Raw genomic sequence first — 10,822 nt, forward strand, 5'->3', positions numbered from 1 at the left:
GCTCATCGTTCCATATCTCGCTGTCGCTTACGGTACAGCTCCAACGCCTTGACAATGGTATCTTCGATCTTCTGTGCGGGCGTCCCCGGCGCAAAAAATCTGTTGATGCGATCTTTGGGCATACGAAATTGCTCCTTTTGGTTCGGTTTTTCTTCCTGCATAATGGAGCAGATGACTTCCTCTGTCAGCTTGCCCTCCTTGGAAAACTGACGCATCTTGATTGCCTGTGCATGGGACGGAGTACAATCCTCCAGTTCCATAGTATCAAGCAAAATGCGCTGTTCTTCTTCGGGGAGGTAGGACAGTTCCACGGCAGGCCGCAAAGCAATCTGTAATTTTCCCTTTTCCTGCAAAACGGAGTTGTCCACCATTTCAAGCAGTTCGGGAACAAGGTAGGTCAGGCGGATAAATCGTTGGATTTGTCTTGCACTATCGGGAGAATTATCAGCAAGTTCATCTCTCGAATACTTTTGGCCCACTGGGCCAGAAGTTAAATCTGTCCGCTGTCCCTGACGCTTCATGGCATCCAGCTTCATTTTATAAGCAAACGCTTTCTCTGACGGCAAAAGCTGTTCGCGCTGTAAGTTGGAATCTACCATGATGATAATGGCTTCCTCGTCCGTCAACTCACGGACAATGCAATCCATATCCGTTTTACCAGCAAGGCGGCTTGCCATTTTGCGCCTGTGACCGGCTACCATTTCATAGCCGCCGTCCGGCTTGGTGCGCACAAGACCCGGCACAAGGACACCATGGAGCATGATGCTTTCCACCATTTCCGTCATGCTGTCATCTTCACGCACCTTAAACGGATGGTTAGGAAAGTCGCTGATTTCGTCCAGGGGTATCTTTACAACCGTTTCCCGCTTTGCTTCATCGCGCTCTGCTTGGGTGGTGAATAGACTATCTACCGAGGTCAGTAGATTTGCTGCGCTGTTTTTCGCCAATGTCCATTACCTCCTTTACCAGATTGCGGTAGGTTTCCGCCGCACGGCCTTTGGGTTCGTGCCTGAAAATACTCTTGTCTGCTGTGCTGATCTCTGCAAGCCGCACCGTAGCAGGGATAACGGTCTGCATCACGGGCAGACGTTTCCCGAAATTCTCCCTGACCGAGTTCACAATATCTTTGCGGAAATTGGTGTCATTCGCCATAGTCAAGAAGATCCCGCCGATCTTCAGCTTGGGATTAATCTGCCGTTGGATGCTCTGCACTGTGCCGATCAGCTCTGTCATGTCCTCTGCGGCAAGGTAATCTGCCTGTACGGGAATCAGCACATAATCTGCTGCGGACAAAGCGTTGATTACCAGCATACCGAGAGACGGGCGGCAATCCAGAAACACATAGTCGTAATCTTTTTTGACACGATCCACATACTGCTTTAACACCGTTTCACGGCACATGGCATTGACCAGCCCAACCTCCACAGCAGACAATGTGCGGTTGCCGGGGACAAAATCAAAGCCCTCGTAATGGTGCATGATCTCGGGATGCTCTGTGCCGCTGACACCTGCCACAATGTCATTCATAACATTACCGAGGGTCAGCGGCATATCATGCGGCTTTCGATGCCCCAGCATCTTGGTTAGGTCACCCTGCGGGTCAACATCCAAAAGCAAGACTTTTTTGCCGTTCATCGCAAGTCCGGCACCGAGATTATACACGGTGGTGCTTTTCCCAACGCCGCCCTTTTGATTGGCAACGGCAATAACCTTTGTTTTCGCCATAGATGAGTTCCTCCTTTACATAGATTTAGCCGCCCACGGCGAATGGACGGCTATGTACGGGCATGAAAAAAGCCGCTTACTCTTTTACGAATAAGCGGCTCGATCAATATGTAATTAGATACTGACCCTTTTCACAGGGGCTTCATGGAGCTTTAGAATAAGCTCATCAATACAGTCGGTGTAACGCCCATCTTGGATAAGGGCGTTCTTCATCTTAATGAGGCTGTGCAGTATTACGCTGGTTTCGGTATCGCTCAGATAAAGATAAAATTTTTGCTTCTTCAACGTTTGGCCCTCCTTTTTCTTACATGATAATCTGAAGTTATTCATATCGCAAATGTATGAAGCTATCAAACTATATTTAACGATGTCAGATTAGGACAAATCGTGTGATTCCATATCAATTGCTTTTCATTAAGAAGATTAAGCTGTTTTTTTCACCTCACTAAGCAACAGAAGGGCAGGGTAAATCACCTCGAAAACACCCCTGATTTTGCCTTGAGTTAGCCATTTCATTAACAGAAATGGGGCAAAAATGCCCGGTTAGCCTATCATTAACATGAAAATTTCAGTACAGAACGAGTCAAAACAGGACAGAAACAGACAAAGCAAGTCAGAACTTTTGGGCATAAGAAAACCCCGGAAAACCGTGATTTTCCGGGGTTTTTGTTGTGTTTTGATTGGGTTTGTGGGTCTCGTTATCTCTTGCTGAACTGAGGCGCACGACGGGCTGCCTTGAGACCGTACTTCTTCCGTTCCTTAGCGCGGCTGTCACGAGTCAGGAAACCCGCAGCCTTCAGCTTCGGACGGTAATCGCTGGAAGCTTCCAACAGTGCCCGTGCGATACCGTGACGCATAGCGCCTGCCTGGCCGGTGAATCCACCGCCGCAGACGTTGATCTTGATGTCAAACTGACCCAGAGTTTCTGTCAGTTCCAACGGGGAACGGACAACCATGCGCAGAGTTTCTTCCGGCAGGTATTCCTCCAAAGTCTTTCCATTGATGCTCATTGCACCTGTGCCCGGGGTCATGAAGACGCGGGCAACAGCTGTTTTACGACGGCCTGTGCCGATATACGTTACGTTTGATTTCTTTTTCGCTGCCATTAGTCTTTCTCCTTACTAACCCTTGATTTTCAGCTCAACAGGTTTCTGAGCCTGATGCGGATGCTCGCTGCCCGTGTAAACGAACAGATGCGTGCGCATAACATCGCCTAACTTCGTGTGCGGAAGCATACCTTTGATGGCCTTTTCGACCCATTCAACCGTATACTGTTCCCGCATCACGCGCGTTGTGCGGACACGCAGTCCACCTGGATGCATAGAATGGCTGAAGTAGCTCTTCTTGTTATCCTGATCGCCTGTGATTTCGATCTTGTCAGCATTGATCACGATGACATAATCACCGCAGTCAACATTTGGTGTATAAGTAGGTTTGTGCTTTCCACGCAGAACCGTTGCGACTTCGCTCGCAAGCCGTCCCAGTGTTAATCCTTGTCCGTCAACGACGTACCACTGACGTACAACTTCATTTGGTTTTGCCATAGTTGTCTGGCGCATAATTTAATTCCTCCTAACCAAGTGTAGTTTCCGGGGCTACATTTGGCATAAGTTGCCGAGTATTATTCTAAACTCCCGGCTCCTTTTCGTCAACTGTTTTTTAGCCTTTTTACCGTTTATTTTCATACTTTTCCCTATTTGGAAGATTTCCACAGCTCTCCGTGTGCCATTTTGCCCGAAAACGGAAAAAGCGGCTGTTCCTGCCGCCTTCCTCATCAATACATGTTTTATGAAAATTCAAGGTTATCGGAAAGGTTATCGAAATTGAATCTCCGTATCCCCCATGGCATTATCCACCTTCAGATGATGCGTTCCAGAAGTATCCTTCCAGGAATTCGACAGATTCTGATCATAGTACGCCTCGCCGATTCCGAGACTGCCCATGGCGTTCTCCGCTTCAATCCGATAATCCGAGCGGCTTCCGTTGAGCGTCAGCATCGCATCGCCCAGCGCCACGTCAAACTTGCAGCGCCCCTGCAGCGTCCCGGTGAAATCGACGTCACCCAGCGCCATCTCAAATTCAGAATCCACAAAATCCAGATCTTCGACGATCAAATCGCCCAACGCCAGTTCCACTTCGGAATTGGTCAATGTCACGCCGCTGCCAACATAAATGGTAATCCAGCTGTGATCATGACTCAAATTGCAGTTATTGATATGATCCGGATGTTCCAGTTCCACTTTCAGAATGCCCTTTTCAACCTTTGTCTTAATGCTCTGGCAATTCCGGTAATTAATTTCCACGCGGGTCTGAGGACCATCGTTGCGCATCAGCGTGACATCGCCCAAATCGCTTTCGACGTCGATGCCTGTGATATCGGAAAAAGTCTCGTCGTACGTCTGATAATTTCCATCGCCATACCCCATGCCCATGCCATGCCAGTTATGTGTTTCATAATCCTCATCCTCGTCGTGATGCTGCCGGTTCATATGTCCCTGACCCATTCCCATCCAATGATCCCCAACGCGGATGCCGACGCCGTTTTCCAGCTGATCGACGTCAATTCCCAAATCCTGTGAGGTTAAAGCGGTCTTCCCGGTGATCAGCGAGATCGTTAAGATCAGAATCAACCCGGCTGCGCCCATACCAGCCGCAATTTTCAAAACTGTCTTCATGCCTGATTTCTCCTTTCACGAATCCATTCCACGCCTTCCTGCGCCTTCTCTCTCGCCCATGGCCAGACCTTTTTCACCAGCGCGATCAAACCGCACAGGCAAACCAGAAACAAGGCCGCGCAAATTAACATGCCACCCAAGGCCAGTCCCGCTGAAGCCCAGGAAACAAAGATCATCCTGACGGCACTCACCAGCAGCGAACCAGCCAGCCCGAAAAATAAGAACAGCAGCAGAAGAATGACCATAAACGGTAAAAACAGAAGGAATCCGAAAATGATCAGTAAAATGACAATCACGATCGCCAGCGGCACCCAGATCGGACTGGCAACCAGTGCCAGGCACAGGATCTGCGGCCACGGCCATTTCTTAGCTTCCTGCTGATCAGCATTGATCCGGCTGTTGTAGCTGCTGCGGATCCCTTTCGCAAACGCCTCCGGCGAGCCCAGATCGCGGACTGCCTGATCGAACTGATCTTCGCCCGCTTCGTCAAAATATTCCTCACAATACCGCATCGCGCTTTCCTGCTCTTCCCGCGGCAGTCCTTCCAGCGCTTCTTTCAGCCGATGCAGATAAATCTGTCTAGTCATCAAGATTTCCTCCCTCTAAAATCGTCGTTATCTTCCGGGAAAAATACACCCACTCCCGCTTATATTCTTTGTTTTTCTCCAGACCTTCGTCTGTCAGCCGGTAATATCTTCGATTTCTGCCCATTACCGCCACGTCGTAGGTTTCCAATAATTCTTCTTTCTGGAGCCTTCGCAAGACCGGATACAAGGTCGATTCCGAGACCCCCAGCGTTTCCTTGATCTGCTGGGTCAGACGATAACCATAAGTATCCTCCTTCGCCAGGATCGCTAAAACACACGCATCCAGCAGGACCGAACCAATCTGAAATGTCATGGTATCTCCTCCTTGTATAATATTATATGTTGTATAATATTATATGTCAACTAGAGTATAAATCGAATTGATTTCGTCCATACTAAGATCAGGTGATAAACATGGAACTTTCTGAACACAGACATATTTTATATTTCAGCGAACAGCCGATCATTCTGATGGAAGAACTTCTGAAAATCAAAAACATCGGTTTTACCCATATTCCTACGGGAATTCCTGAAACCGCACTTTCGCAGGCTCAGCAGCATTATATCGCGCTGAAGGCTTCGCCGTTTGTGGAAAACTCTGGAATTGGATTTATCTTATTCGGTTCCGCCTGCGATCTGGCGCTGCCTCTGCAGCAGCTGTGCGAGGTTAAGATGCTGCTGGTCAATCCGCTGCGGCACGATTATTTTCCCGCGAGGATCAGCGTCATCGAAGCCAGCGAGGAAGAATCGATGTTCCTGCAGATCAAGGCGAAGCTGGAAAATATCGTATAGGCAAGCTTTGTCTGAGCACCTTTTGCAGCTTTGACATCCTTCGCATAACACGTGGCGTCCACTGCGCAAACAAAAAAACTGATCCTTCTCAATCAGTTTTTTTAATTTATGACAAAGCTCTTTTTATTTATCCTGAACGCAACTTTTGGCCAGAGCGTCCTGTGAAGATCCACGGGATGAAGAATAATAGACCTCAACCAACGTCAATCCCTGCGGTTTGGCATTGAAATGGCAGATCTGTTTATCCCGGGCCAGCAGCATCTTCTGCACTTCCTGCGGCGTCAGCCGGCCGCGCCCAACTTCAATCAACGTTCCCGTCAGCATCCGTACCATATACCGCATGAAACCATTGCCTTCGTAAATCAATCGCAGCTGATCCCCGTCTTCAACCAGCTCCAGACGCGTGATCGTCCGCACCTGATCCGGCGTTTCCGTCCGGGAATTGGCGCAGAAGGAGGAGAAATCATGTTCGCCGATCAGATAAGCCGCCCCCTCGCGCATGGTCTGGACATTTAAAGCCCATGGCGTTTGGAAGGCATAACGGCGGGTAAATACGTTCGCATCGCCCAGCTGAATTCGGTATTCATACCGTTTCCCAATCGCGTCAAACCGGGCATGAAAATGCGGGTCAACAGTTTCGATGGAACGAATGTGGATATCTTTCGGCAGATGGCCATTGATTGCCCGCTTCCATTGGAAAGCGTTGAGTGAGAAATCGACGTCAAAATGGAAAACCTGTCCCCAGGCATGGACCTGGGCGTCCGTTCGACCGGATCCCGTGATGGATATGGGCTGCCGGCAAATGGCGCTGATCGCATCCTGAATCGTCTGTTGAATCGTCGCTCCGCGCTCGGCCGGTTGGATCTGCCAACCGGCATAATCAAAGCCATCGTAGCTGACGACCGCTTTAAACCGCTGTCTCATGCCAGCCAGAGAACAAGCATCGTTCCCAGCAGCGCGGCACATCCTGCCAGCAGCAGATAATCCCGGCCTTCCATCTTTAAGATCTTATATCGCGTCCGCGTCCGTCCCGGGCAATAGCCGCGGGCTTCCATCGCGTTCGCCAGTTCCTCAGCCCGCTGAAACGCCGACACGAACAACGGCACGATCAGTGATAAGACCGCCATGATCTTTTCTTTCAGCTTGCCCTCTTTCAAATCCACGCCGCGGCTGGCCTGAGCGCGCATGATCCGCTGCGTTTCCTCGATCAACGTCGGAATGAACCGCAAAGCGATGGAAATCATCATTGCAATCTCATGCGACGGCAGGTGAAACCGCTGAAATGGCTGAAGCAAATCTTCAATCCCCAACGTCAGATCCAGCGGTTTGGTCGTTGCGGTTAACACCGTCGTGATGATGATCATCAACATTAACCGGATTGCGATATATAACGTCTGGAATACCGCGTCGCTGTAAATCGTGAAGCCAAATATTGTGACCAACGGCGCGCCGGTGCGCAGCACGAGAATGTTGACGATCAGCAGAAACAGCAGCATGAACAACATGGGCTTCATCGACCGCCAGACAAAGTTCAGGCTCAGCTTCGCGATCAGTACGACCGCGACGGCGCAGACAGCGATGATCGCATAGCCTGAGAAGCCGGCTGGAAAAAAGATCGCGATCAGCACGATCAGCATCGCCATGATCTTCGCCCGCGGATCCATGCGGTGGATTGGGGAGTTAAGCGGCATGTATTTGCCTAACGCAAAGTTATTCATTTCAGCTTCACCTCCCGCAGGATTTCCTTCGCCAGGGAGGGAATATCCATGATGTCTTCAGACAGGTGAAAGCCGCGTTGATTCAGCATCTCACGGGTACGGATGATCGCCGGCGGCAGGATGTTTAACTGCTTTAACAGATCCGTTTTGCGGAAAAATTCATGAACCGACGTTTTCTGCAGAATTTCGCCATGATCCACAACGACGACATTGTCGCAATAATTGAGAACGTGTTCCATATCGTGCGTCACGATCAGCACGGTTTTGTTCATCTGCTTGTTGAGATTCATAAACAGCTGCATCATCGACTGAGCACCCTGCGGATCCAGGCCGGCCGTCGGTTCATCCAGCACCAGCACCTGCGGATCCATCGCCAGAATGCCCGCAATCGCCACGCGGCGTTTCTGTCCGCCGGATAAATCCAACGGCGAGCGTTCCAGCATCGTTTCATCCAAACCGACAACCTTGATGACCTCGCGGGCCCGGCGCACTGCTTCTTCTTCGCTGGCACCGAAGTTTTTCGGTCCAAAAGCGATGTCCTTCAGAATTGTTTCTTCAAACAACTGATATTCCGGAAACTGAAAGACCAGTCCGACATCCTTGCGCAAGCTTTTCAAGTGCTCCGGCTTCTGCTGAGCGCTGATCGTCCTTCCCAGAATTTCGAGCTTCCCCGCGGTCGGAAGCAGCAGCGCGTTGAGATGCTGCACCAGCGTCGTCTTTCCGCTGCCGGTCTTGCCGATAATCGCCGTGACCTTGCCTTCCTCAATTTCCAGATCCACATCTTTCAATGCGGCGTAGGCAAACGGCGTCCCACTGGAGTATGTATAGCTTAGTTTTTCAAATCGAATTGACACAGTTGATTCACCAGCCCTTCAATCGTAATCTCCGGCTTCATCGTTAAGCCGTTTTTCTTTAACTGCTGCTGCAGCTTGATGCTGAACGGAATATCCAGATGCAGGCGAATCAGTTCTTTATCCCGCAGCAGGATTTCCTCCGGCGTGCCTTCCATCTTAATCTCGCCCTGATCCATCACCAGCACATGATCGCTCTTGGCGACTTCCTCAATGTCATGGGTGATCGAGATGATAGTCAGCTGGGTTTCGGCATGCAGCTGGCGGATCACGCGGTTAATTTCATCTTTCCCCTGTGGATCGAGCATACTTGTCGACTCATCAAAAATGATCATTTCCGGCGCCATTGCGAGCACCCCGGCGATGGCTACACGCTGTTTCTGGCCTCCAGACAAGCGGGTTGGCTCGCTTTCCAGATAATCGGTCATGTTGACCTTTTCTGCGAATTCCGTAATGATGGCGTCCATTTTTTCCTGCGCCACGCAATGGTTTTCCAAACCAAATGCGATATCGTCCCGCACCGTGGAACCGATGAACTGGTTATCCGGATTCTGGAATACAATTCCCACCCGGCTGCGGATTTCCATCAGATTTTCCTCGTTTAAAGGCAGATTGTCGATCAGGATCTCGCCCTCATCTTTTTCCAGCAGCCCGATCAGCAGCTTGGCGATCGTCGACTTGCCGCTGCCGTTGTGACCGATAATTGTTGTATAACTTCCTTTCTCAATGGCGAAGGAAACATGACGCACGGCATGCGTCGCTTCGTCATAGGAAAAGCTCAGATTTTTAACTTCCAGCTGTTTCATAGTTCTCACCTCAAAGTGTTTTAATTATACAACAGATAAACTCGTTTTAAAACAATAAAGAACCCCTTATGGGAAAGGGATTTTCCAGGTCTTTACAAAGCGTTGAATTTGTTTAGCGATCTGCGGTCGATGACACCGCTTTCGCTGATTTCAGCCTTGGACATGCCCGCGAGAACCGCGATCGGAAAAAAGAAAAAGTCCGCGCCGCCGAAGCGGAAGCCGACTTGTTTCCATTTTATTTCGATTCCAGACGATATGCGTGATACTGACCGTTCAGGCAGTCGACCTGATTGGAAACGTTCAGAATATCGCTTAAGATTTTTCCTTTTTCCACAAGCAGATCCTTGCTGATCGTAAGCGACTGATCGCCGTCCGCTTCGTTGATCTGATAGTCATGTTCCTTGATAATTCGAACGAAGGTGATCAGATCCTCCACCGCCGGGAAGCTGATATCGTGATAGATCGTCACCAGTGAACCTTCCGGATAGTTCTGATCAAAATCCAGCTGTTCTTTCAGGCAGGCTGAAATGAAAGCCGGCTTTAAATAGGGATACATCAGATTGATTTCCTGTACTTCGCGGGAATACTGCGGCTCTTCTTCAGCCTTTTCTTCAGAGGCCGCTTCCGGTTCTGTTTCAGCCGGTTCTTCTTTCTGCGGCTGCGGCGTTGTTTCTTCTTCGTCGCTGCTCAGTGTAATAATCGTTTTTTCTTCGTCTTTTTTATTGGCTGCTTTACTTAACAAATAGGCGGCGCCGCCAGCGGCTGCCAACAAGCCGAATATTAATCCTTTTTTCATCGTTGTCACCGATCCTTTTCTTTATTCTATCATATTTCATCAGGTTTTAAACTATTTTCTTAATAAGCCCACGACGGCGACACCATCGCCGACCTCCGGATAGAACTGCGTGAGGCAGTCGGGATCATGCATCAGGGTTTCCCGAAACCGCCGCAGTTTTTTAATCATTTGCCGGGTGCCTTTGTTTTCAGTCAGGGACGGATCTTCGACCATTCCATGAAAGTTCAGATTATCAAAGACAAAGACGCCGCCCTTGGCAAGATTACCGCGGAATTGTTCCATATAGCGGGGATATTGCGCCTTCGCGGCGTCAACAAAAATCAGATCATAGAGCCGGTCAGTCTGAAACTTTGCGATATCCATTGCGAACACATGGATCTGAGTATCCAGCCGTTCCGCCGCAATGTTGGCAATCGCCAGCTGTGCGCGCTCGGGATCATTTTCCAAAGTGTCAATTTGAATCAACGTTGAGAGCTTCGCCATCCGAATTGCCGAATAACCGATTGCAGTGCCCAATTCCAGAATTCGGGTATAGGCTTGATTGCGAATGAGTTCCAGAATGAATTCAATACCAGTTTTCATCATAATCGGCACATGGTTTTCCTGAGCGTAAATCTCCAAATCATTAATGGACGGCATTGAATTTCCCCCTTTTTATCCTTTTTTATTCATACGCGCTATTTCCACAGGATAAGCATGACTTTGTCTTTGGGCATCCCCTCAGCTTTCTGACGGGGTTGATAAGAAAAAAGGCTCCCTGAGAAAGGGAACCGGAGAACCTGGCAACGAGCTACGTTCACTATGGCAGGCATAGCTATTCTCGCCGCGGAAATGCTTAACTTCTGTGTTCGGGATGGGAACAGGTGTGACCA

The 10,822-nt window shown here is 49.5% G+C and carries 15 protein-coding genes and 1 rRNA gene; 1 reads left to right on the forward strand and 15 read right to left on the reverse strand.

The genetic code is table 11. The features are described from left to right. Positions 1-2: 2 nt before the first annotated feature. The 8 genes from BQ7364_RS06460 to BQ7364_RS06500 form a co-directional block, all read right to left on the reverse strand. Entirely contained in the window at positions 3-947 is a 945-nt protein-coding gene (locus tag BQ7364_RS06460; RefSeq protein ID WP_072683945.1) for a ParB/RepB/Spo0J family partition protein, read from the reverse strand. Further along, positions 904-1,725, reverse strand: coding sequence for a ParA family protein (locus BQ7364_RS06465; RefSeq protein ID WP_072683946.1), 822 nt, complete (start codon positions 1,723-1,725; stop codon positions 904-906). The genes BQ7364_RS06460 and BQ7364_RS06465 overlap by 44 nt, the downstream gene beginning before the upstream one ends. Positions 1,726-1,839: 114 nt before the next feature. Continuing rightward, positions 1,840-2,010: a hypothetical protein gene (locus BQ7364_RS06470; protein WP_200798769.1), complete on the reverse strand. Its 171-nt coding sequence runs from the start codon at positions 2,008-2,010 to the stop codon at positions 1,840-1,842. Between the two features lie 413 nt (positions 2,011-2,423). Next, entirely contained in the window at positions 2,424-2,831 is a 408-nt protein-coding gene (rpsI, locus tag BQ7364_RS06475; protein WP_006059536.1) for a 30S ribosomal protein S9, read from the reverse strand. 15 nt (positions 2,832-2,846) lie between these two features. Beyond that, positions 2,847-3,284: a 50S ribosomal protein L13 gene (rplM, locus tag BQ7364_RS06480; protein ID WP_006059537.1), complete on the reverse strand. Its 438-nt coding sequence runs from the start codon at positions 3,282-3,284 to the stop codon at positions 2,847-2,849. A 255-nt stretch (positions 3,285-3,539) separates the two neighbouring features. After that, complete coding sequence (locus tag BQ7364_RS06490) at positions 3,540-4,400, reverse strand: DUF4097 family beta strand repeat-containing protein (RefSeq protein WP_072683949.1); 861 nt, start codon at positions 4,398-4,400, stop codon at positions 3,540-3,542. Beyond that, a complete protein-coding gene (locus tag BQ7364_RS06495; RefSeq protein ID WP_072683950.1) occupies positions 4,397-4,987 on the reverse strand; it encodes a DUF1700 domain-containing protein in 591 nt (196 codons plus the stop codon). Before BQ7364_RS06495 ends, BQ7364_RS06490 begins: the two co-directional genes overlap by 4 nt. Next, positions 4,980-5,300 carry a PadR family transcriptional regulator gene (locus BQ7364_RS06500; protein WP_072683951.1) on the reverse strand — a complete coding sequence of 107 codons (321 nt, stop codon included), beginning with the start codon at positions 5,298-5,300 and terminating at the stop codon, positions 4,980-4,982. Before BQ7364_RS06500 ends, BQ7364_RS06495 begins: the two co-directional genes overlap by 8 nt. A 101-nt stretch (positions 5,301-5,401) precedes the next feature. Here BQ7364_RS06500 and BQ7364_RS06505 point away from each other — a divergent pair, with 101 nt between their 5' ends. Continuing rightward, positions 5,402-5,779: a hypothetical protein gene (locus tag BQ7364_RS06505; RefSeq protein ID WP_072683952.1), complete on the forward strand. Its 378-nt coding sequence runs from the start codon at positions 5,402-5,404 to the stop codon at positions 5,777-5,779. 123 nt (positions 5,780-5,902) lie between these two features. Here the strand turns inward: BQ7364_RS06505 and truA are convergent, their stop codons facing one another. The 7 genes from truA to rrf form a co-directional block, all read right to left on the reverse strand. Further along, complete coding sequence (gene truA, locus BQ7364_RS06510) at positions 5,903-6,703, reverse strand: tRNA pseudouridine(38-40) synthase TruA (protein ID WP_072683953.1); 801 nt, start codon at positions 6,701-6,703, stop codon at positions 5,903-5,905. Further along, complete coding sequence (locus tag BQ7364_RS06515; RefSeq protein WP_072683954.1) at positions 6,700-7,497, reverse strand: energy-coupling factor transporter transmembrane component T family protein; 798 nt, start codon at positions 7,495-7,497, stop codon at positions 6,700-6,702. The genes truA and BQ7364_RS06515 overlap by 4 nt, the downstream gene beginning before the upstream one ends. After that, entirely contained in the window at positions 7,494-8,351 is an 858-nt protein-coding gene (locus BQ7364_RS06520; protein WP_072683955.1) for an energy-coupling factor transporter ATPase, read from the reverse strand. Before BQ7364_RS06520 ends, BQ7364_RS06515 begins: the two co-directional genes overlap by 4 nt. Further along, entirely contained in the window at positions 8,327-9,154 is an 828-nt protein-coding gene (locus BQ7364_RS06525) for an energy-coupling factor transporter ATPase (protein WP_072683956.1), read from the reverse strand. Before BQ7364_RS06525 ends, BQ7364_RS06520 begins: the two co-directional genes overlap by 25 nt. Before the next feature lie 235 nt (positions 9,155-9,389). Continuing rightward, entirely contained in the window at positions 9,390-9,950 is a 561-nt protein-coding gene (locus BQ7364_RS06530) for a hypothetical protein (RefSeq protein WP_072683957.1), read from the reverse strand. 51 nt (positions 9,951-10,001) lie between these two features. Further along, positions 10,002-10,589 (reverse strand): O-methyltransferase, encoded by a 588-nt coding sequence (locus BQ7364_RS06535; RefSeq protein ID WP_072683958.1) that lies wholly within the window; start codon positions 10,587-10,589, stop codon positions 10,002-10,004. 138 nt (positions 10,590-10,727) lie between these two features. Next, positions 10,728-10,822 (reverse strand): 5S ribosomal RNA (rrf, locus tag BQ7364_RS06540); the annotation flags it as partial.

Origin of the sequence: Holdemania sp. Marseille-P2844, assembly GCF_900120005.1 — a bacterium.
GTDB lineage: Bacteria > Bacillota_I > Bacilli_A > Erysipelotrichales > Erysipelotrichaceae > Holdemania.

Coding starts and splice junctions, on each gene's coding strand:
- BQ7364_RS06515 (WP_072683954.1), bottom strand. CDS start 7,497: ATGAATAACTTTGCGTTAGGCAAATACATGCCGCTTAACTCCCCAATC.
- BQ7364_RS06525 (WP_072683956.1), bottom strand. CDS start 9,154: ATGAAACAGCTGGAAGTTAAAAATCTGAGCTTTTCCTATGACGAAGCG.
- rpsI (WP_006059536.1), bottom strand. CDS start 2,831: ATGGCAGCGAAAAAGAAATCAAACGTAACGTATATCGGCACAGGCCGT.
- BQ7364_RS06490 (WP_072683949.1), bottom strand. CDS start 4,400: ATGAAGACAGTTTTGAAAATTGCGGCTGGTATGGGCGCAGCCGGGTTG.
- truA (WP_072683953.1), bottom strand. CDS start 6,703: ATGAGACAGCGGTTTAAAGCGGTCGTCAGCTACGATGGCTTTGATTAT.
- BQ7364_RS06495 (WP_072683950.1), bottom strand. CDS start 4,987: ATGACTAGACAGATTTATCTGCATCGGCTGAAAGAAGCGCTGGAAGGA.
- BQ7364_RS06535 (WP_072683958.1), bottom strand. CDS start 10,589: ATGCCGTCCATTAATGATTTGGAGATTTACGCTCAGGAAAACCATGTG.
- BQ7364_RS06500 (WP_072683951.1), bottom strand. CDS start 5,300: ATGACATTTCAGATTGGTTCGGTCCTGCTGGATGCGTGTGTTTTAGCG.
- rplM (WP_006059537.1), bottom strand. CDS start 3,284: ATGCGCCAGACAACTATGGCAAAACCAAATGAAGTTGTACGTCAGTGG.
- BQ7364_RS06505 (WP_072683952.1), top strand. CDS start 5,402: ATGGAACTTTCTGAACACAGACATATTTTATATTTCAGCGAACAGCCG.
- BQ7364_RS06530 (WP_072683957.1), bottom strand. CDS start 9,950: ATGAAAAAAGGATTAATATTCGGCTTGTTGGCAGCCGCTGGCGGCGCC.
- BQ7364_RS06465 (WP_072683946.1), bottom strand. CDS start 1,725: ATGGCGAAAACAAAGGTTATTGCCGTTGCCAATCAAAAGGGCGGCGTT.